The organism is bacterium (genome assembly GCA_037147175.1).
In the GTDB taxonomy this organism is placed as follows: Bacteria; Cyanobacteriota; Vampirovibrionia; order Gastranaerophilales; family UBA9971; genus UBA9971.
Genome location: JBAWVS010000023.1, coordinates 21,189 through 42,676, shown reverse-complemented (window position 1 = coordinate 42,676; position 21,488 = coordinate 21,189). Strand labels below are relative to the sequence as shown.

The 21,488-nt window shown below is 34.4% G+C and carries 21 protein-coding genes and 1 other RNA gene; 9 read left to right on the top strand and 13 right to left on the bottom strand.

Annotation, left to right across the window (positions count from 1 at the left end):
* Positions 1 to 150: 150 nt before the first annotated feature.
* From tsaE to WCG23_07050, 10 genes are all read right to left on the bottom strand, one after another.
* Positions 151 to 648, bottom strand: a complete 498-nt coding sequence (gene tsaE, locus WCG23_07095; protein ID MEI8389637.1) for a tRNA (adenosine(37)-N6)-threonylcarbamoyltransferase complex ATPase subunit type 1 TsaE — start codon at positions 646 to 648, stop codon at positions 151 to 153.
* 29 nt (positions 649 to 677) lie between these two features.
* A non-coding RNA gene (gene ssrS, locus WCG23_07090) (6S RNA) lies at positions 678 to 852 on the bottom strand.
* 50 nt (positions 853 to 902) lie between these two features.
* Positions 903 to 2,627, bottom strand: a complete 1,725-nt coding sequence (locus WCG23_07085; GenBank protein MEI8389636.1) for a hypothetical protein — start codon at positions 2,625 to 2,627, stop codon at positions 903 to 905.
* 125 nt (positions 2,628 to 2,752) lie between these two features.
* Positions 2,753 to 3,799 (bottom strand): glycosyltransferase family 9 protein, encoded by a 1,047-nt coding sequence (locus tag WCG23_07080; protein MEI8389635.1) that lies wholly within the window; start codon positions 3,797 to 3,799, stop codon positions 2,753 to 2,755.
* 9 nt (positions 3,800 to 3,808) lie between these two features.
* On the bottom strand, positions 3,809 to 4,018 hold the full coding sequence (locus tag WCG23_07075) for a hypothetical protein (protein MEI8389634.1): 210 nt from the start codon (positions 4,016 to 4,018) through the stop codon (positions 3,809 to 3,811).
* 139 nt (positions 4,019 to 4,157) lie between these two features.
* Positions 4,158 to 5,624 carry an O-antigen ligase family protein gene (locus WCG23_07070; GenBank protein ID MEI8389633.1) on the bottom strand — a complete coding sequence of 489 codons (1,467 nt, stop codon included), beginning with the start codon at positions 5,622 to 5,624 and terminating at the stop codon, positions 4,158 to 4,160.
* Between the two features lie 5 nt (positions 5,625 to 5,629).
* A complete protein-coding gene (locus WCG23_07065) occupies positions 5,630 to 6,145 on the bottom strand; it encodes a DUF4330 domain-containing protein (protein ID MEI8389632.1) in 516 nt (171 codons plus the stop codon).
* A 32-nt stretch (positions 6,146 to 6,177) separates the two neighbouring features.
* Entirely contained in the window at positions 6,178 to 6,966 is a 789-nt protein-coding gene (locus WCG23_07060; GenBank protein ID MEI8389631.1) for an MvaI/BcnI family restriction endonuclease, read from the bottom strand.
* 13 nt (positions 6,967 to 6,979) lie between these two features.
* Entirely contained in the window at positions 6,980 to 7,669 is a 690-nt protein-coding gene (locus WCG23_07055) for a site-specific DNA-methyltransferase (protein MEI8389630.1), read from the bottom strand.
* 80 nt (positions 7,670 to 7,749) lie between these two features.
* Entirely contained in the window at positions 7,750 to 8,793 is a 1,044-nt protein-coding gene (locus tag WCG23_07050; protein MEI8389629.1) for a PfkB family carbohydrate kinase, read from the bottom strand.
* A gap of 102 nt (positions 8,794 to 8,895) precedes the next feature.
* On the opposite strand from WCG23_07050, the gene WCG23_07045 reads away from it, so the two are divergent.
* Positions 8,896 to 9,225 carry a hypothetical protein gene (locus tag WCG23_07045; GenBank protein ID MEI8389628.1) on the top strand — a complete coding sequence of 110 codons (330 nt, stop codon included), beginning with the start codon at positions 8,896 to 8,898 and terminating at the stop codon, positions 9,223 to 9,225.
* 3 nt (positions 9,226 to 9,228) lie between these two features.
* Here the strand turns inward: WCG23_07045 and tsaD are convergent, their stop codons facing one another.
* Together tsaD and WCG23_07035 are read right to left on the bottom strand one after the other, a co-directional pair.
* On the bottom strand, positions 9,229 to 10,281 hold the full coding sequence (tsaD, locus tag WCG23_07040; protein ID MEI8389627.1) for a tRNA (adenosine(37)-N6)-threonylcarbamoyltransferase complex transferase subunit TsaD: 1,053 nt from the start codon (positions 10,279 to 10,281) through the stop codon (positions 9,229 to 9,231).
* Between the two features lie 133 nt (positions 10,282 to 10,414).
* On the bottom strand, positions 10,415 to 11,068 hold the full coding sequence (locus WCG23_07035) for a phosphoribosyltransferase family protein (GenBank protein MEI8389626.1): 654 nt from the start codon (positions 11,066 to 11,068) through the stop codon (positions 10,415 to 10,417).
* A 97-nt stretch (positions 11,069 to 11,165) separates the two neighbouring features.
* Here WCG23_07035 and WCG23_07030 point away from each other — a divergent pair, with 97 nt between their 5' ends.
* From WCG23_07030 to WCG23_07000, 7 genes are all read left to right on the top strand, one after another.
* Positions 11,166 to 12,332, top strand: coding sequence for a DUF1385 domain-containing protein (locus WCG23_07030; GenBank protein MEI8389625.1), 1,167 nt, complete (start codon positions 11,166 to 11,168; stop codon positions 12,330 to 12,332).
* 52 nt (positions 12,333 to 12,384) lie between these two features.
* Positions 12,385 to 13,755, top strand: coding sequence for an RIP metalloprotease RseP (gene rseP, locus WCG23_07025; protein MEI8389624.1), 1,371 nt, complete (start codon positions 12,385 to 12,387; stop codon positions 13,753 to 13,755).
* Between the two features lie 15 nt (positions 13,756 to 13,770).
* Entirely contained in the window at positions 13,771 to 13,992 is a 222-nt protein-coding gene (locus WCG23_07020) for an FmdB family zinc ribbon protein (GenBank protein MEI8389623.1), read from the top strand.
* A 157-nt stretch (positions 13,993 to 14,149) separates the two neighbouring features.
* Positions 14,150 to 15,682, top strand: a complete 1,533-nt coding sequence (gene leuA2, locus WCG23_07015) for a 2-isopropylmalate synthase LeuA2 (GenBank protein MEI8389622.1) — start codon at positions 14,150 to 14,152, stop codon at positions 15,680 to 15,682.
* Positions 15,683 to 16,984: a peptide MFS transporter gene (locus WCG23_07010; protein MEI8389621.1), complete on the top strand. Its 1,302-nt coding sequence runs from the start codon at positions 15,683 to 15,685 to the stop codon at positions 16,982 to 16,984.
* 64 nt (positions 16,985 to 17,048) lie between these two features.
* Positions 17,049 to 17,504: a hypothetical protein gene (locus WCG23_07005; GenBank protein MEI8389620.1), complete on the top strand. Its 456-nt coding sequence runs from the start codon at positions 17,049 to 17,051 to the stop codon at positions 17,502 to 17,504.
* Complete coding sequence (locus WCG23_07000; protein MEI8389619.1) at positions 17,482 to 18,261, top strand: pseudouridine synthase; 780 nt, start codon at positions 17,482 to 17,484, stop codon at positions 18,259 to 18,261. Before WCG23_07005 ends, WCG23_07000 begins: the two co-directional genes overlap by 23 nt.
* Before the next feature lie 2 nt (positions 18,262 to 18,263).
* Here the strand turns inward: WCG23_07000 and clpB are convergent, their stop codons facing one another.
* Positions 18,264 to 20,879, bottom strand: a complete 2,616-nt coding sequence (gene clpB, locus WCG23_06995; protein MEI8389618.1) for an ATP-dependent chaperone ClpB — start codon at positions 20,877 to 20,879, stop codon at positions 18,264 to 18,266.
* Positions 20,880 to 21,013: 134 nt separating this feature from the next.
* On the opposite strand from clpB, the gene WCG23_06990 reads away from it, so the two are divergent.
* On the top strand, positions 21,014 to 21,247 hold the full coding sequence (locus tag WCG23_06990; protein ID MEI8389617.1) for a hypothetical protein: 234 nt from the start codon (positions 21,014 to 21,016) through the stop codon (positions 21,245 to 21,247).
* Positions 21,248 to 21,488: the final 241 nt, after the last annotated feature.

Genomic DNA, 21,488 nt, shown 5'->3' with positions numbered 1-21,488 from the left:
ATTAATTTTTCTCTTCTTTTTTTATCGGAGAATCAATAAAATTTCTTAAGGTCCCAATTATTATCAGAAAAAGTACGCGTCCTTGAAGAAAAAGTGCAATAATAACAAAGATTAAAATCTTTTAGTTATATATAAAGACAGTGTATGGTTTTACACTGTCTTTTGTTTGTAAAATTCTTTTATTTGTTCAAGTATTTTTATATTCATATCTCCGAAAGCTTTAATTAGAAAGGCTCTTTTCTCTTCATCAATATACTTTATTTCTATTTCTATGCGTTTTTCAGGCAGATCTCCTGATGAAAATTCTGCCCATTCAATTATTGCAAGTGCTTTATCGTTTTCTGTGTACTCATGAAGCTCCTCCAGTATAGATTCTAGCCCTTCTCTTTCCAATCGGTACAGGTCAAAGTGATAAAGGCTTATTTTCCCTGAATGATATTCGTTAAGTATAACAAAGCTCGGGCTGGTGACTTTTTCTTTTATACCAAGGTATTTTGCAAGATGTTTTACAAAAGTTGTTTTTCCTGCGCCGATATCGCCATATAAACAAATTAATCCGCCCGCTTCTGAAATGATTTCAGCCATATTTTGTGCGAATTTATCTGTATCGTCAATGTTTTTAATTTGTAGAGTAAATGTATTATTCATAGGTTAAATACTAACATAAAAAGGCATAAAAATGCCCTGAACAACCGCTGTTTTGATTCCCGGTGATCAGCCAGGATGGGTGCCCACCCTTATAGATTATTCGTTTCCTAAAGTAAATTAGGTATACGTCACTATAAAAAACGGAGAAAGGCTCCCTATTTATAATAAATGTAGGATCAAAACTAATCGGCTACTCAGGGATTTTCATAATTTTATTCTTTCATATTTTTAATTCTTTTTCCAGTCTTGACAAATTAATTTTTGTTGACTTCACCGTATTTTTTTATGCAATGTTCTATAAATTTAAAAAGTTCAGGATCTTTTCTTTTTAAAACTGATTTTGTATGGAAATAACAAGAATCAAAATTATCGCTATCCATCAAGTTAATATGCGGTTTGTAAATTGAAGTATAAGCTTCATATCCCTGAGCAAAGTATTCGTGGCTATTCCAGGCACCGTAACTGTCTAAGCATTTATCTTCTTTTTTAGCCTTTTTGTATAGCTTTTCTAAATGGTCATAATCCGTTTTATCTATTATAAAATCATGGATGCTATGTTTTAATTCATGTGCAAACATATCATAGGGTTCATCAAGTCGAGCATTGGTTATTATTATTTTTTTGTCGGTTCCGCTTAAAGCTGTACAAGAATCCTCAAAACGACCATCTCCTATTCTTTGCCCAACTAAATCTTTTTTCATGGTCGTTATAGTGTCGTTTAGAATAAAACATTTGGCTCCCATTTCGGTTAATTTTTTAAGAGCTTTAAAATATGGAACCAAATCTTTGTCAATGCAATTTTTTTGCTTCGTATTTAAGTTTTTAAGTTCTTCAATATATTTAGACCTTAATATTTTATATTCTTTGCGTTCTGATAAATCAGAAATATTTTCATTCAAAAATCGATCTTCTAAATTAAATTTACCCTGCGTTTTTAGCAGCATTATGTGAGCCAAGTCATTAAGCGAAGAATCAGATTTACTGATTTTCTCAAGTGTAATTTTTACCGGAACAGGGTGTTTTTTTAAGTAAAGTGCAAAAGAATGAAGAGCCATTTCCTTTAATTCAATATCTTTATCCGTAATTGATGTGGAATTAATTATGTTTGATAAAAGTCCAAAATTTTCTTCTGTTTTTACACGTCCGGCACACCATGTTGCTGCTACTTTTAGAGAATGATCTGCCTTTTCATCTTTTAAAAGTTGCGGGATTATTATTTCTAATTTGGGAGAGCGAATTTTTCCCATATTTATCAGAATAGTTTTTTTAGCAGTCTCCGTATTGGGGTTTTCAATTATGCTTTGAATTTCATGAAAGGCATAATCATTAGGTGGAAGAAGTTTTACCAGTGTGTCTAAAGCATAAGTCTTGCAGGTACTATTGTTGTCTTTTTTAATTAAATCAACTAATAAGGTCTTCATTCTTTTTTGGGTACAAATGTCCAAATTCTTATAAATATAGCTAAATAATTCAATAGAATTCAGTTTTATTCCATTAGCAGAAGGAGAAGTATCAGGTGTCTCTTTAATCATTTTTTCAATTAATGAAAAGTGAGAAGACAAGTCTCCCATCGGAATATTCAATATTTTTAACGCTTTGTAGTGGGAATAAAGTCCTCCTAAAGAGCATTCGCGAAGTTTTGCTATACGTTCTTGAGGATCTTTAGGCAAAAGATCCGAATCTATAGCCCCAATACTTAAAGCTCGATTCAGATATTTAGCTGGTTCTTCTACTTCCTGCCATAAAATTTTTTCTTCCTGTTCAAATAATTTATGCTTATCTTTAATATCGCCACTTTGTTTATATTGTTTTGATAATTGATTTAATTTATTAATATCAGGGTCTTTAAGAGAGTTGCCTTTTTCAAAAAAATCAGGTTTTCCTGCAAAAGATATCATTCTCAAGTTTTTAGTAGCAGGAATTTGTTTATTATTGACAGTATTTATATTTAATTTATTTAAAACTTGCATGTTCACCATTATTTATTCCTTTATTCATTTAAAAATCAGGTGAATAAATAAAAATGCTAAAAATTTTTAATTTCTTAGTAATTTGTAACAATCAATTTAATCAATTTGTCTTATGAAAACGCTAATTCTTTATTTTATAAAGTTTTTTCAACAGCTTGAAAAACTTTTTCTACGGAAATATCAAGACATATTGTGTTTTTGCAGGAAACTTTTCTTTTGTCCCACAGGCATGGTCTGCATTCATTATTTTCCGCAGTTATTGCAATATATTTAGGGTCGTTCATAGGGAATAACTTGTATTCATCAGTCGGACCAAATAGTGCAACAGTCGGGGTTTTTACCCCTACTCCTATATGCATAGGGGCAGAATCAACACACACAAGTGCATCAGCAAGTTTAATTATTGCCGCCAGTTCAATTATATTCGCTGTTTTATTGGTTAAATCCAAAAAGTTTTCTGATAAAATTTCGCCGAGTTCTTTTTTTAGCGCAATGGAAACTTCTTCGTCATCTTTCCCGCCCGTAAGAATTACCCTGTATTTTCCTGTATCGAGTAATCTTTTTATTAATTCAGTCCAGTTTTTTACATCCCAGAATTTTAAAATATTTTTTTGAATACTTAATTTACTCACACCCGGATGAATTATTATAACTTTTGCGTCAGTATTTTTTATAAAATCTCTTTTTTCATTAATGATTTTTTCGGGAACATTTATTTCGGGAAATTCGGCTATGGCTTTGGGATTAAGAGATTTTGCAAGATCATGATACATTCCGCCTGCATATTGTTTTTGATTTAAAGGAACTGTTTTTGTTAATAAAACTTTGCTCAAAGCCCCGCTATCATAGCCAATTTTCTTTTTAATTCCTGTTAAAAACAATAATAAAGCAACCTGCTGAGAACTGCCGGAAGAAACAACTATATCAAACTTTCTTACCCAAACTTTCAGCAAAAATTCAAGGATATTTTTGTAGGTATTTTTACCTTTGATATCGCAAATTATTGTTTCATCAATTAAATCAGTAAGCTTTTCAGCCGCAGCACTTCTGGGTTCCGTAACAAAAGTTATATGCGAATCAGGATAAGCAAGTTTTATTGTTTTAATGGTGGGGAAAAATAATATTTGATCTCCCAATCCGCCAAAATTTATTAAAATAATTTTTGTTTTTTTTGATTTCATTTTAAATATTTATGTATTAATTGTTTGTCGACCCATCTCGTTTTTTAATTCGTTTATCTTTGATTCGAACTGCATTGCCTGTTCCGGATTTTTTTGTTTTAAATCTTCGTATCCTTCCAAAAGCCCTTCAAAAATATTTAAGCAAAGTTTCTTACATAATTCTTCTTTGTTTACTTCTGTTAAAACTGCTTCGGGTTTTTCAAGAATGGTTGTTGTCATATTTTTGGCACCTTCTTATAATCTGACTAATTATTTAAAACAGCTAAATAAAATAAATTGATAAACAAATCAAAAATTCTTTACATAAATTATAACATGTTTTTAAAATTGTCTTTAAAATTTATATTCAAACTTCAAGTTATTTCGCAATTTTATTCAAGTTTATATTTGCTGCAAAAACGGCTATAATCATCCAGAAAATTATATTAACCTGCGGTCTGAAAAAGATTGTGTCAACCAGTCCATGCAGCATTATTCCGATAATCCCAATCAGGCAGGAGGAAATAATTATTTTTTGTTCAACAGTTGTATTAGAAATAATTATTTTAATTCCTTTTGCGACAATCATAAATATCAGCCACATAAATGCCAGTAGTGCAAAAATTCCGCTTTCTGCCGCTATTTCAAGAGGAACACAATAAGCTCCAAGCGCATCAAATCCTGTTACCATATAAAAACCATAAGTTAATCTGAAAACGGTATTTCCTGAACCGATGCCGATAAACCAATTATCAAGAAACATTTTAAATGTTGCAATCCATACATTCATTCTGAAGGAATTGCTGGAATCAGCTCGAGCTGCGAAAATTGAAGCTATTCTGTGTTGTAATGAAGGAGAGGCAACTATTGCGAGGACTACTAATGCAACTCCCGCTGTTATTATTCCCAGCCATAAGTTTTTCAGCCATTTATTATCACTGTAGTCATGCCATATAATATGCCCTGAAATTGCGATAATTAGTGCTAACATGCCTGTTATAGATATATAAGCACCTCTTGAACCTGTAAAAACTATTGCAAGCATTATAGCAAAAGTTCCAATTCCCGATAAAACTGCTAATTTTATTGTACGTTTATTTAAAAAGTAGAAAAACATGCCTGCTGCTGAAGAAAATGAAGCAATAAGGTATCCTGCAAGTAAATTTGGGTTATATGGTTTTAAAGTCCCATAAACCCTGTTCATTAATTGTTCAGGATTAGCTTTGCTTACATCCTGCCATCCTGCAAGCGCATTTACTCCATGAATTTGCTGATAAATGCAGTAAAAAGCTTCTAAAGAAGCAATGGCAGCAAGAATCCCCAACAGATAAACCGTTCTTTTCGGGTGGTTTTTAATAAAATTGTAAAAAGTCAGGTATGCTCCAAAGTAAACAAGCATTTTGATGTAGCCTTTTGCAGCCGCTATAGGCATGTAAGAAAAAGCGACGCTTAGTCCGGCTATAGCAAGAAATAAAAATATCGCTGTATCAAGGTTGTTTATGGAAAAACTTTCTCCTTTGCCCAGGCATAATTTAAGAAAGGAGAAAGCAAAGCATAACAAGGCAAGCAGTCCGATTATTCCTGTTGGGGCGACAATTATTGAAAACATTAAGAGTGTTATAAAAAAGAATATTATTGTGTCCAGATTTTTAACAAATAAGCTGTTTTCTGACAAATTTGAAAAAACATTCTGACTAAAGCCAAAAAATTGATTTAATTTTTGCTGGATAAAACTTTCTTTTGCTGATTTGAAGAGCGTTGATTCATCTGTGATATCAAGTCCTTTCAGTAATTTCCCGACAAAAGAAGTTTTGTAATATTTTGAAAAGTTTTCTGTCTTACACATAATAATTAATCTATTACTTTTACGTCTGAAACGATTCCGCCGAATTTATAATTGTAGCCTTCAAGCTCAATAGGAAGTCCGATTTTTATTTTGTTTCCTCCTATAACAGGGCCGTCCGGAGTAATTATAGAACTATCTCTCAGTGTTACAAGGAAATTAAACGTATAAGGGGTTGTAGGATCAGTTGCCGCAATAGATTGAGAAAGATCTTTAGGGTTTGGCATCGGAGTTTGCCAGTTTGTTTTTATTACTTTCAGGATGGTCAGCTTTGTATAAGGAACGTTCCTGATCGTGATAAAACTTTGTTCGCCTTCTTTTAAGATATTGCTGTCTTTTGAAAGTTTTATTCCTCGCATCATTACATCAAACTGAACATCTTTAGTTCCCAAATTTACTTTTGAAGATGTCAGGAATTTGCCTGATTTTACCAGATAAATCCCCAGTAATCCCAAAACTACAAATACTATTACAAGCAAGTCTATGATGTTTATTTTTCCAAAAAGTTTTCCGTCTTTTAGCATTTATTTATTCTCCTCTACACGCTAATTATTTTTTATATTTCTTCAACATATTCATATAAATCAGCTAATTTATTATTTCTAAATCTGAATTTAGTACCATGATTGTGTCCTGTTCTTGCGTCAAAATCCACTAAAATGTCACCTTTTTCTATTGAATTAATAAAACCTTCTAATGAAAAACCAGAAAGTTTCATAATTTTTTCATATTTAAAAAACTCTTTGCCTTCTATTTTTTTTACATTAGCTCCCACGAAAAAGCAATTATGTAACTTTGTTCCTGCTTTGTGATATAAGTCCTGAAAGCCCCAATAAGGTTGAGGTGATAATTCTTTTAATCCTACCCTTTTCTTTACGGACTTAAGCCATTCAGTATGTTTTTCTGTAATCGCATTTGCATCAAATGATATTAAAATCTTTTGGTCTACTCTATCAACAACGACTTTAAATCCTCTATCACTTCTCGCATTACAAGAGATTGTTTGTCTGAAACTCATTTCTTCTTTTGGGTATTTTTTCCCTGCTTCTTTGTGTTCCCATCCATATTTTGGCAATAAAATACAAGGAACAAATTTTAGTGCCATAGGCGAAGGCTCTGTGTGAAAGAGTGTAACAAGTGAGTTTGTATTACTTCTTTGACATTTTAATTCCCATTCTGCTGCGTTGGGTATAGGCAAATTATTTTCTTCTATGCCTAATAAATCTTCAAGTGTATTTCCAACTCCACCACAATTTCCATGTCTGCCACATTCAATCCAACCCATATTTCTAATTGCTTTTAATTTTTCTATTAATATTTCTTTTGTGAATATTTCTTTGCACATTAAACTAGTCTTTCTATAAAATTTTCAATTGAATAGTATTATCTTTTATCCGTTGATTTGCCAGTTCTATATAATCTTTGCTGATTTCTATGCCTACATATTGCCTGTTTAAATTTAAAGCGGCTATTGCCGTTGTGCCAGAACCCATAAACGGGTCTAAAATTGTTTTTACGTTAGTGGATGATATTATCCTATCTATTAATTGTACAGGGAATGGTGCCGGATGAGGATTTTTAAGTTCCTGATTAAATTCCCAAACATCTCCATAAGCATTTGCTTTTGAAGAAAGCCTAAAATCAGGTTTTGCAATCATATAGATAACTTCATAAGTGGGTAAAAAATAGCCGGGATTAAAATTAATTCCGCCTTTTCTTCTCCAGATTATTATTTGACGAACTGGAAAACCCGAAACTATGTCCTGTCTATCTTGCAATAAACCTGCCTGTACCCGCCATTTATGATTGTAAAAAATAGCTCCATTGTCAGGAATTATTCTATACATTTCTGCTAAACAAGCTCTTTGCCATTCAACATATTCTTCATGAGGCATGCAGTCGCCATGTTCGCTATAACCGTTTATAAGAGCCGCATTTGCCCATTTACCACCATTTCCACATTTCATTCCATTGCCTGTAGAGTTTTTTAAATTGTATGGGGGACTAGTAATAACCAAATCAATACTGCCATCAGGTATTGTTTTCATTATTTCTAAGCAATCGCCACAAATTATTTTATTTAATAAATCTGTTTTTTTAGTTATCAATACCTTACCCCCTTTATAAATTAAACTTTTGAATGTAATTCCTGAATATGCTCCAGATTAATGTTTTCTATCGTTTCAGTAAGTTCTTTTATGGTTGTTGTAGCAGCACCAAAATGCCTTACTACAATGCTTGCCGCAAGATTTCCTATTACAGATGCTTCGGCTCCTTTTGCCCCTGCACAAAGAGCAAGTATTACGCTTGCTACAACAGTATCACCTGCGCCTGTAACGTCAAAAACTTCTGTCTTGTTGAAGGCAGGAATGCCTGTTATGTTTCCGTTTGACTCAAAAAGAACCATGCCTTCTCCGCCTCTGGTTAAAAGAACCATATCCGAAGAAGTTTTTTCAAGAAGGTCAGACCCTGCTCTTAAAAGAGTTTCCTGATTTGTTATTTTGTAGCCTATTGTTTTTTCAGCGTCAGGCTGGTTTGGGGTAATTATTGTCGCGTTTTTGAATCGGCTGAGATCTTCCTGCGCGTCTACTGCTATAAATTTGTTATATTTTTTTGCTGTTTCTATTGCTGTATCAATTATTTTTCGAGTTATCATTCCAATTCCATAGTCAGAAAGCAGTATTCCGTCAAAATGCGGTGTAAGTTGACGAATTTTTTCGATGACTTTGTCTTCAATTTCTTTGCTTAGCGGTTCACAGGATTCTCGGTCTATTCTTATTATTTGCTGTGTTACAGACTGGGCAGATGATCCTGAAATCCTTGTTTTTGTTGTTGTTACTCTTGATTCATCAACAATAATCGGTGATATATCAATATTAGCCTCTTGAAGTGTTTGATCAAGAATTGACCCGTAATAATCGTTTCCTTTTACGCCGAGTGCAGAGACTTTTCCCGAATTTAATGTTGAAATATTGTGAGCTGCGTTGGAAGCAGCACCAAGCAATGTTTTTGTGTGGCTGTGTTTTAAAATCAAAACAGGTGCTTCTCTTGAAATTCTGTGGCTGTTGCCATAAATCATTTCATCAAGAGCAAAATCCCCTATTACGAGTACGCTTACTTTACTTAAATTTTGTATAATGTTTTTAAGCTTTTCTTTATTTACTACAGACATAATCTCGCCTTTTTAGAAATTTAAATTTTATAACCGTAAGTATATTATTACAAATATGTTTAATTTAGAATAAAATTATATCAAATTTATTGGTGAGCAAGCGTGTTGAAAAATTCTGACAGTATTAATAACGAAACAGAAAAGTCAAAAAAGTTTGTCTTTCAATTATATGATGAAAACATTGATTTTGTTGAAAGCTTGTCATATCAGGAAAAAAATGACATCCTGAATCAATTGCTTAATGATTACAGGTTATCAAATATTTATGGCAAAAAACTTGTTAAAAAGGCAAGTAATATAAAAAAATCAGTTATTATTTTTTTTGCAGTGATTATAGGAATTCCCCTTATACTATATTTGATAAGCCTTTCGTTAAATTTAACAAAATCAAGTTATACTCAAATGCAAAATAATTTTTCAAAATTATTTTGATTATTATTTAACTCTTGAAAATACTTCAACATCAAGGTTTTGCATTGTATTTGATTGAAAATAAGCCGCGCTTGCTACCATAGCTGCATTGTCTGTGCAGTATTTAAATTCAGGTGCATGAACTTCTAATTTTTGGCTTGATTGGTAGTTTTGCAGGTCAAAGAATTTTCGTCTGATTTCAGAATTTGCCGCAACTCCGCCTGCAAGCGCAATTTTTTTAATTCCGTTATTATTAGCGGCTTTGAGAGTCTTTTTTAGTAAAATTTCCGAAACAGTTTCTTGAAAACTTGCCGCAACATCTGCTTTAGGCAAATCTTTCGGAGAAAATTGATTGCAAACTCTTAAAACAGCTGATTTTAAGCCGCTAAAACTGAAATCATATTCAGAAACTTTTGCTTCGGTGAATTTAAATCTTTTTTTATCGCCCTCATGTGCAAGTTTGTCCAGATAAGGTCCACCCGGATAAGGCAGCCCCAAAAGTCTTGCAACTTTATCATAAGCTTCTCCCACCGCATCATCAAGGGTTTCTCCGAGAAGTTCCTGCTCTTCGTATGATGATACTTTTATTAATTGTGTGTGTCCTCCGCTAACAAGAAGGCAAATAAAAGGAGGAGAAAATTCGCTTTCCAGATAATTTGCACAGACGTGTCCATTAAGATGATTAACTCCTATAAAAGGTTTATCATGAACCACACTCATGGTTTTTGCCGCGTTCAACCCCACCAGTAAAGCGCCGACAAGCCCTGGTCCCACTGTTGCCGCAAAAGCTGTTATGTCTTTTTTTATATCAATTCCAGCTTTTTCTGTTGCTTCTTCGATTACGGGAACTATGCTTTCAAGGTGCATCCTTGCGGCGACTTCCGGCACAACTCCACCGTATTTTTTATGTGTATCGATCTGTGAAGCTACGACATTAGAGAGTATTTCCCTGCCGTTGCGGATTACCGCAGCGGCTGTTTCGTCACAGCTTGATTCCACGGCTAAAATTATCTGATCTGCCTGCGAAGCATTGCCTATTTCTATAATTTGGTTTGTTAGAGGGGTTTGGTATTTCATGAATAGCTTTCTTGAATTTATATTCTTATGTCATTCTGAGGCATAGACTCAGAATGACATAAGAATATTTTAGTATAAAAAAACTTCGATGGTAGAATTTTACATCGTTTTGCTACGAGCATTGACAGTTAATTTACTCGGGATTTGAAAGCACCAGAGCGCAAATTTTGTTTACACCTGCTTTGTTCAAAACCTTTATCATTTCCTGCAAAGTTACACCTGTTGTGCAAATATCATCGAGCAAAAGCAGATTTGCGCCTGTGTATTTTTCTTTATTAACGCAAAAAGCGTCTTTTAAATTCTCTAATCTTTGAGTTCTGTTTAATTTGTATTGAGGAACTGTATCCTTTACACGAGAAATAAGCTCTGTGTTTACAGAATAGCCTGTTAATTTTGAAAACTCAGCGGCAATTATCTCGATATGGTTGTATTTTCTTTGTTTTAACCTTTTTATGTGCGAAGGCATCGGAATTATCTCGAAACTTGTTTGCGCATAAGTTGTATTTTGCCAGAAATCAAAAAGAATTTGTGCGGCATAAGGAGCAAAGTCTTTCTTATTATGGTATTTTATGCCTCTAATCAGCTTTTGCATTTCGTTTTTGTATGGTGATACAGAAAATATTTCGATATTATTAAATGATTTATATTGTCTTGGCGGATTAATTTTAATTTTTTTATAGCATTCTTCGCACATTACCTCTGAATACGATAATTTTCCGCAAAAATAGCATCTTTTATAATAAATCCAGTCCAGCAAGGATTTAAGTTTTATTAGCAAATCAAACATTATTCCACCTGAGAGGGATTAAGTGCATAAATTAATCCTGTAATATTTAATTCATAAAGCAAATTTAATATTGATGTCAATCATTTTGAGGGAGAGTATGAAGTTTTTTAATAATAATGAAAACAAACCTCAGAGTAGTTATCCAAGCATAAAGACTATTTCTGTAGAAATGCCTGCTATTTCTGAATTCTGTTCTGTAACGAGGTTGCCTGATTTGTTCAAACTGTCAGGCACCGATACTTTACCGGTTATTGATTTGCAGGGAAAGATTATTGGTATTGTTTCCGAGTATGATCTTGCGCGTATAGTCCCTGAATTAAGCGTAAATGAATATAGCTATCAATGCAAAGTAAAAGTGCTTGATATTATGACAGAACAAGTTTGGACAGAGCAAAAAGATACAAATATCAAGGAATTGCTCAATAAAATAAAAGATATGCATACAAGAGTAATTCCTATTGTAGATAAAGACAACTATTATACGGGGAGTTCAATAACAAGAACTGCTGTTATCAGTTATCTTACAAGGCTTATAAAACCAACTTCTCTTGGTGGTCTTGCTACACCTCTCGGTGTTTACATTACTGACGGTAAACATCAAGCAGGAGCAGGAAATTTCGGGCTTTTTCTTACGGGAGTTTCTATGGGAGTTATTCTTATAATTATTGAACATGTTTTCGGCTTTGCTTATAAGTATTTTGACATTGATGCTACAAATTCTGCCGTTTTTCCTGTGGTTTTTCTGATGCAAATAGTAATATTTATCTTGTTTTTGAGAATTACACCTCTTGCAAAGATTCATGCTGCCGAGCATCAAACAATCAATGCTATTGAAAAAGGTCTGCCTTTAACTTTAGAAACTGTAAAGCTGCAGCCAAGAGAGCATGTTCGCTGCGGAACAAATCTTATGGCATTATTTATAGGGCTTCAATTAATAATTTTGGTATTCGTCGGATACTTAAATAAAATTGAGCCTATGTTGCAGTTTTTTTTCCTGTTTAGTGGTTTTATATTCGTTTTTTCCAACTGGAGAAGATGGGGAATGTGGATACAAAAGTATTTTACTACTGTAAAAGCTCCGGATTCATATATATTGAACGGAATTAAAGTAGGAGAAGAAGTTTTACATAAGCATAAACAGGATTTAGAGGCGAAACCCGCATCATTTTTAAGAAAAGTTTGGTGTATGTCAATAGTTCAGATAATCGCGGGATTTGTCTTTGTACAATGGCTTTTTGGGATTTTATATAAACTTATTATTTAAATATGGTAAAATAAATTGTGAATTTAACCAGACTGCGGAGTTTATAAATTTTATGCATATAATTACTATGTTGGCGCTGTTGAGTGTTTTGATACTTGTTCACGAGTTAGGACACTTTCTTGTGGCAAGAAAATTGGGTATAAAAGTTGAAAAATTCGGATTTGGATTGCCTTTTGGACCAACTCTTTATGAAACCAAATGGGGAGATACAAAAATTTGTGTACACTCATTTTTGCTCGGCGGGTATGTTTCTTTTCCTGATGACGAGCCGGACAGCGAAATTCCGAAAGATAGTCTCGAAAGAATCGCAAACCGCAAAGTATGGGAAAGATTTCTTGTTATTTCCGCAGGTGTCACTGCAAATGCAATAATGGCATATTTAATAGTTTTATTTGTAGCAGGATTTTCCGGTACACTTCCTTCTGGCAAATATGACGTTTTTGTCGATGGATTGCAGCCTGACAAGACTTTAGCATCTCATCAGATAGATATAAAGGCAAAAGATAAAATAATTTCAGCTAACGGAGTAAAAATTGATTCGCTTAATAAATTTATTCAAATTGCTCAGCGAAGTAAAAAATTCGATAATTATGTTTCAGATAGCAATGCTGAAAGCCAGTTAAACAAAATTAAAAAACTGAATCCCCAACTGGCAAACAACAATGCAGTTATTAAGACCGGAACAGAAGTTGTTTTGACGAAAGCAAATCCTGAAGAGCCTATTACTATGCCAAATGATAGTATGGCAGGTGTGTCAAAATACAATCCTGAAGGAAAACTTTTAACTGCTTCAGAAAAAAAATTGAGAAACGAACTTGATGGAAAAAATATTTTTATTTCAAACGGAAAATATACACTTGACCAGATTGCTTTAGCTACTGCTGATACAGCACATCCTGTTAAAATTGTTGTTGACAGAAACGGCAAAAATTTGGAACTTAAGCCTGCTTATCCTAATAAAGACGGTATGATAGGAATTAAACTGCGAGTTCAGGAAATTACCATCCCCGTAAAAGGACCTGTAAGTGCTGTTACTAAATCATGGGATTATTTATCACAAAATTCTATTTATATGGTTAAAGGTTTAGGGCTTATAATCACGGGACAAATTCCGCTTAGCCAGATTCATGGCATTGTAGCCATAACCAAAGTTGGTAGCGACATCATTGAAAAGAGAGGAATATGGGATGGTTTATTGCTTACTGCCCTGATAAGCATAGATTTGGCAATAGTAAACCTGCTCCCGATACCTGCACTTGACGGCGGGCATTTGTTCTTCTTGCTTATTGAAAAGTTAAGAGGCAAACCTGTCGAAGAAAAAACACAGGAAACTTTTGCAAAATACGGTTTTGTGTTTTTAATAGGACTTATGGTGATAATAATTTTCAATGATATATTTGCACTCGTGACAGATAAGTTGTGAGGATAAATTAAAAAAATGGCAAGTTATGATTATACCTGCAAAGACTGCAATAAAAACTTTACTGTAGAAAAATCAATGACTGAAGTGTCGGAGACTCTATGTGTCTATTGTAAGTCTTCTAATGTTGCAAGAATATGGGGAAATATTCAGCTAAAAGGCTGCGGCAGCAAAGGAAGCTCTTCCGGATGCGGGTCTTCATGTTCAAAATCTTCCTGTTCGGGTTGCAGTTGCGGATAAATAAAAATAAATAATTTTACAGTTACTCAGGCTGTTCTGAAATATTTTTTAATCGAGTGTAAATTAATTGCTTAAAAGACTTTACTCTAAGTTAAGTTTTAAAGGATAATTATTATTGCAAACTAAATGAAAAAAGTATTTTGGAGAGATGAATAATATGACAGATGCACGTAAGCCTTTCTTCTTCGACACAACGCTTAGAGACGGCAATCAGGCTTTAAAAAAACCATGGAACACAAAACAAAAAGAAATAATCTTTAAAGAACTTATAAAACTTGGAGTTCAGGCAGTAGAAGTTGGATTTTCCGGCTCAAATGACATGGACTTTGAAGCTTGCCGGCATTTAGCATCTATAGCTCCTGATAATATGGTTATAGTTGGGCTTGCAAGAGCTGTAGAAAAAGATATTATAAAAGTTTATGAGGCCATAAAATTTGCGAACAAGCCTAGAATCCATATAGTTCTTGCAATGAGTCCTTTCAATATGAAATATGTCCTCAGAAAAGAACCGCAGGCTGTTAGACAAATAGGAATAGAAGCCGTTAAATATGCCAAGTCATTAATAGGCGAAAAAGGCGATATCCAGTTTTCTGTCGAGCATTTTGGTGATTGCAAGGAAAATTTGGGTTTTGTAATAGACTCATTGCACGAAATAGTTGAAGCAGGAGCAAATGTTCTTAATCTCCCAAACACAGTTGAAAGAATTCGACCTATGGAATTTGTGAATATGGTTTCAGAAGTTGGAAAAGCACTTTCGGATAAAGCTATAATCTCAGTACACAATCATAATGACCTTGGAATGGCTACTGCTGCGACTGTAGAAAGTTACTTTGCAGGAGCTACACAACTTGAATGTTGCTTAAACGGGCTTGGCGAAAGAGCGGGAAATACTAATATCTATGAAGTTGCTATCTGTTTGCATAATTGCGGTGTAGAAGTTCCTCTAAACCTTTCTGAAATTTATGAAACAGCTCTTACTGTTTCTGAAATGTCAGGAATTCCAATACATGAAAAAATGCCTTTAATCGGTGAAGATGCATTGGCACACAGAAGCGGTATTCATCAGGATGGTGCATCAAAAACACAGGGAATGAAAAAAGGAGCTTATCGACCGATTCATCCATCGCTTATCGGACGTGATGACGATGAAAAATTCGGATTTACCAGTCAATCAGGCAAAACAGCACTTTATGAAATTATAAAACGCGAAGGTTATCCGATTACAATAGATGAAGCTATCAGGCTCGTTGATATTGCAAAAAAAGAATCGGAAAAAATCGGAGAACTTCCTGTTGACGCAATTATTAATATTTATCTTAAAGAAATATTCGAGTTTGACGGATTATTTAAACTTATTGGCTTCAAAAAAGTTGATGATGCTGATAAAGAGAAATTTAATCTTAAATTTTCGCACAATGGCAAAGAACATGATGTCACAGAACATGGAGACGGACCTCTTGAATGCTGCTTAAAAGCGCTTGAGGATATCGGATTTCCTCTTAAACTCAAACATTATGAGCAGTCGGCTTTCGGTGAAGAAATAAAAGGCGTTCAGGCTGATGCAATGACGACTATTCATTTAGAGTCCCCTGAAGGAAAAACAATTATTTGCAGGGGAAAAGATCCGAGTACCGCAAAAGCCAACGTAAAAGCCATATTCAACGGGCTGAATTTGATTTATGGGCAATAAATGATAAAACATGCACATCCTAAAGGTTTATACTTTCTTTTCACCATAGAAATGTGGGAAAGGTTCAGTTATTACGGGATGCGCGCGTTGTTAGTTCTTTATATGGTAAAATATCTGCTTTTTAGTACTGAAAAAGCGGGAAATATCTATGGAATTTATACAGGGCTAGTTTATTTGACCCCTTTAATAGGCGGATATGTTTCTGACAAGTATCTGGGGCAAAAAAATTGCATAATTATAGGCTCAATTTTAATGATGCTTGGTCATTTTGCAATGGCAGTAAAGGAATTACCCTTTTTTTATTCGGCATTGGGCTTATTAATAATAGGTAACGGTTTTTTTAAGCCAAATATCTCTACGATTGTCGGGCAACTGTACGAAAAAAATGATCCGCGCCGTGATGGCGGATTTACGATATTTTATATGGGGATTAATCTGGGGGCATTTTTGTCGCCTTTAATATGCGGAACTCTTGGCGAAAAAGTCGGTTTTCATTATGGTTTTGCCTCGGCAGGCGTGGGAATGCTTATCGGACTGCTTCTTTTTATGTGGGGGCAAAATAAATTCATAAAACATGTCGGAAATCCTCCCATTTGTGCAACAAAACAAAAAACTGAATTTGATGCCCAAATTTATTGCGAAGCTCCGCTAACCGGAGAAGAAAAACAAAGAATAGCTGTAATTTTTATAATGATGTTTTTTACTATCTTTTTCTGGGCATCTTTTGAGCAGGCTGGAAGTTCAATGACTCTTTTTGCAGACCGATCTGCAGATAGGCTAATTCCTTTTTTGAATTGGGAATTTCCTGTAAGCTATTTTCAATCCATAAATCCGCTTATAATAATCCTTCTTGCTCCATTATTTTCAAAACTCTGGATTGAGTTAGCAGATATAAACAAAAACCCTTCTCTTCCCGTCAAGTTTTCGCTTGGACTTTTGCTTGTTTCAGTCGGATTTGTGCTTATGGTCATTGCGGCTGCGTTTGCAGGAACAGGAAAAGTATCCTTCCTCTGGCTGATTGGGGTCTATTTTTTCCATACATTAGGGGAATTATGTATTTCTCCTGTAGGATTATCAATGGTTACAAAGCTTGCTCCGCTTAAATTTGCTTCATTGCTTATGGGGACTTGGTTTTTGTCAAGTTTTTTTGCTAATCTTACAGCAGGATGTTTCGCAGGTATTTATGATTCTTTAAAAAGTACTGAATTCTTTATAATTCCTGCAATAATAACGGGAATCTCCGCAATAGTCCTTTTATTTATAGCAAAACCCATAAAAAAATGGATGAATGGTGTTGAATAAAAAAATTGATATTGCAAACGTAAGCAAAGTATAATATTTATAACAAATATAAATCGGTAAAATTATGGAATTAAAAGAAGCGACAGAATTAATCTGGCAAAACAGAAAATATAAAACAACTTCTGAAACGGAGGCTGTGAGTCATTTGAATGAAGAAGTTGCGGAAAGTCTTAAAGCTTTGCTGAAAGGCAACAGGGAAAAAGCACAAAATGAACTTGAAGACGCTCTTTCGTGCTTGCTGATCGCCTTTAAAGTTCTAAATATTAGTCCGGATGAGGCGGTTAATCGTCAAATCGCAAGAATGACAGGTCTTCCTGTCAGAACTATGCACGTTTTTACAGACAGAGTGGAAATTAGAGTAGGCGAGCAAGTTAGAGGCGGCTGGTCAATATGGAGCATTGATGATATTAAAGAAGCTGAAAGAATGGCTAGAGAGTTTAAGTGCGAAATTATTATGGAAGATGGTAGCAAACAGTTGAATTTGGAATTAATGAAAAATGTTGGAACAAGTCAGGCTTAATAAATTTTTGGCTTCTTGCGGTATAGCCTCAAGAAGAGCAGCAGATGAACTTATAAAAAAAGGTCGTGTTAAGGTCAATGGCAAAGTTGTAATTGAGCCGGGTGTTTCTGTGACTAAAAAAGACAAGGTGGAAGTCGATAAAAAGCCTGTGGTGGAAGAAAGAAAGATATATGTAGTCTTCAATAAGCCTCCCGGTTATATAACGACAAGAGAAGACGAAAAAGGAAGAAAAACAATTTATGAGAATTTACCTGAAAATTTGAGGACTTTGCGAACGGCAGGCAGGCTTGATAAAGATTCTACAGGTCTTTTGATACTTACAAATGACGGGGAATTAATCCAAAAGCTAACTCATCCCAAAGCAAAAGTGCCTAAGATTTACAGAGTCGTGGCTGAAGGCAAAGTTACCATAAATGATTTGCAGGAATTCGAAAAAGGGATTGAAATTGAAAAAGGCAAAATAGCTTACGCTGAAGGAATTATTTTGGAATACGAAAATGCTCAAACAACAATGGATCTGGTTTTGTATCAGGGATACAACAGACAAATCAGGAGAATGCTGGAAATTGTCGGGCATCCCGTTGTTATGCTTAAGCGAATTCAGCACGCCTGCATAAATCTGGGGGCTTTGAAAAAAGGCAAATTCAGGTTTATGAATAATAAAGAAGTTGATAATCTTTATAAATACATTAAAAATCTAGAAAAAGCCGCTGTGACCGCAGATAAGAAATCTGCTAAAAACAAAAAAGAACTTTAAATTTATTTTTTTATAAAAGTAATATCGTCATTTTTTACGTCCACAAGTATATTATCGCCTTCAATAATCTCGCCTCCGAGTATTTTTTTGGAAAGAGGATTTTCTATATCCTGACGAATAACACGTTTAAGTGGTCTTGCTCCGTATGCAGGATTATAACCTCTTGTTGCAAGAATTTCTTTGGCATCTTCTGTAAGTTCAATAGTAATATCCCTTTCTTTAAGAAGTTTTTTGAGATTATCAGCCTGAATATCAACTATTTCTCCAAGCTGTTGAAGGGATAAACCGCTAAAGAAAACTATTTCATCAATTCTGTTAAGAAATTCGGGTTTAAATTGCTGTTTCATTATCTCCATGACCCGCTCTTTTACAGAACCGAATCCGTTTCCGTGAGAAACTATCTGACTTAAAGTTCCTTCAAGAATAATGTTGCTTCCAATATTGCTTGTCATAATTATAACCGTATTTTTAAAGTCTACAGTCCTGCCTTTTGAGTCAGTAAGCCGACCATCATCAAGAATTTGGAGCATTATATTGAATATATCTCCATGAGCTTTTTCTATTTCGTCAAAAAGCACAACGCTGTAAGGCTTTCTGCGAACCTGCTCTGTGAGTTGACCGCCTTCTTCGTAACCGACATATCCCGGAGGCGCTCCGATAAGTCTTGCAACAGAGTGTTTTTCCATATATTCGGTCATATCAATCCTGACAAGAGCATTTTCATCATTAAATAAAAAGCCTGCGAGCGCTTTGCCGAGTTCTGTTTTACCGACACCTGTCGGCCCGAGAAAAATAAACGAACCGATTGGTCTGTTAGGGTCTTTAAGTCCGGCTCTTGCCCTTCGTACTGCTTCGGAGACTGCAATAATTGCTTCATCCTGTCCGATAACTTTTTTATGAAGTTCGGCTTCCATCTGAAGAAGTTTTCTAAGTTCGCTTTCCAGCAGCTTTTGAACGGGAATTCCCGTCCATTTTGCAACAACTTCAGCTATATCTTCCTCATCAATTTCTTCTTTAAGCATCACATTTTTAGATTCACGTTTTGTAAGGATGTCATCCTCTGTCTTCAATTGTTTTTCAAGTTCAATAAGCTTTCCGTATTTTAATTCCGCTGCTTTTGCCAGATCTGCTTCTCTTTCAGCGTTTTCTATTTGCTGTTTTGTTGTTTCTATCTCTTCTTTTATTTTGCTGAAGGAAGAAATAGAATTTTTTTCAGCTTCCCATTGCTTTCTTAAAGAATTAATCTCTTTTTGAAAAACTTCAATCTGGACATTAAGCTGGGCAATTTTTTCTTTTGAAATTTGGTCAGTTTCTTTCTTGATCGCTTCTCTTTCAATTTCAAGCTGGGTTTTTTGTCTTTCAAGCGTGTCAATTTCTGCCGGCATACTGTCAATTTCAATTCTGAGCTTTGAAGCTGCTTCATCTATAAGATCAATAGCTTTATCAGGCAAAAATCTGTCGGTTATGTACCTGTCGGAAAGTTTTGCCGCAGCAATAAGTGCGGAATCTTTTATTCTGACTCCATGATGAACCTCATAGCGTTCTTTTAAACCTCTAAGAATACTTATAGTATCTTCGATAGACGGCTCATCAATCAACACCGGCTGAAATCTTCTTTCAAAGGCGGCATCTTTTTCGATATATTTTCTGTATTCATTTATTGTGGTTGCGCCTATGCATCTCAACTGACCTCTTGCCAGAAGCGGTTTTAATATGTTGCCTGCATCCATTGACCCTTCGCTTGCACCTGCACCAATGACAGTATGAAGCTCATCAATAAACATAATGATTTCGCCTTCGCTGCTTTGAACTTCTTTTAAGACAGCTTTAAGCCTTTCCTCAAATTCTCCGCGAAATTTTGCACCTGCAACAAGTGAACCCATATCCAGAGAAATCAACTTTGTTCCTTTTAAACCTTCAGGCACGTCTTCTTTTATGATTCTGAGAGCTAATCCCTCGGCAATAGCAGTTTTACCGACACCAGGTTCGCCTATTAACACAGGATTGTTTTTTGTTCTTCTGTTTAAAACCTGTATGGTTCTTCTTATTTCTTCATCTCTGCCTATAACAGGGTCAAGCTTACCTTTTCTGGCAAGTTCCGTCAAATCAATGCTGTACTTCTCAAGAGCCTGATATTTATTTTCCGCATCAGGGCTGTTAACAGACGCTGTTCCTCGTATTTCCTTAAGCACCTTGTACAAGGCTTCTTTGGTAATGCCGTTATCATTTAAAATCTTTCCGCAATCGGCAGACCTGTTGCTGCTCATTGACAGTAAAACATGCCCGATGTCTATATAACTGTCTTTTAGTCTGGCTGCTTCTTCTTCTGCCATATCAAAAAGACTTTTAAGTTCCATACTTATATATATTTGCCCCGGTGATGGGGGGTAAGCCAGCTTTGGTTTAAGGGCAAGAACTTTTTCTGTTTGTTCTTTAATTAAAGGGATATTAGCTTTTAATTTATTAAAAATAGTTACAGAGAAACCTTTTTCGTCTTCAAGCATCGCAAGAAGCAAATGCTCAGGAAGAAGCTGTCCGTTATTAAAGCGTGCCATTATGTTTTGTGCTGCCATTACAAGATTTTGAGTTTGCTGAGTTAATTTATTAAAATCAATCACCTTTACAATCCTCCTTACAACTTTTTTCTCTATTTTAATATAATTATAACTTTACTTTAATCTATATAATTTTTAAATGAGTTTATTTTAATAATTTTTTTATAATTTTAAATAAATCAGGTATAATTTAAGCTATGAATAATGAATCAATAAAGGAAGAAATCAAATTTTTAACTGAAACTGTTAAGATGTTTTGGGCAGTTTCTATAGGTTTATCAGGAGGGGTTGCTACGTTATTTACTAATCTAAATAACATTAATAAATATATACTCTTAATATTTGGTTTAATTTTTTTGATAAATGCAATAATGATTATCAATGATTTAAATAAACAAATTTACAGACTTATTAAAAAGACAGGAGATTAATAATGCAAATACTGTTTATTATATCCACAATAGGCATAATTTTCTCGGGACTTTTCTTTATATATGCAATGAGAAAAGCTTTGCCGCCCAAAGACTTAAATTGCTGACAGCAAATATTTTTGAAAAATAAATGTTGGATTGGTGTGAATAATTATAGGATTTGTTCAACAAAAAAGAAGGGCGGTCGCCACCGCCCTTCTTCTGTATGAAGGCTTTTCTCATTAGGAGCAAGTTGTTCAAT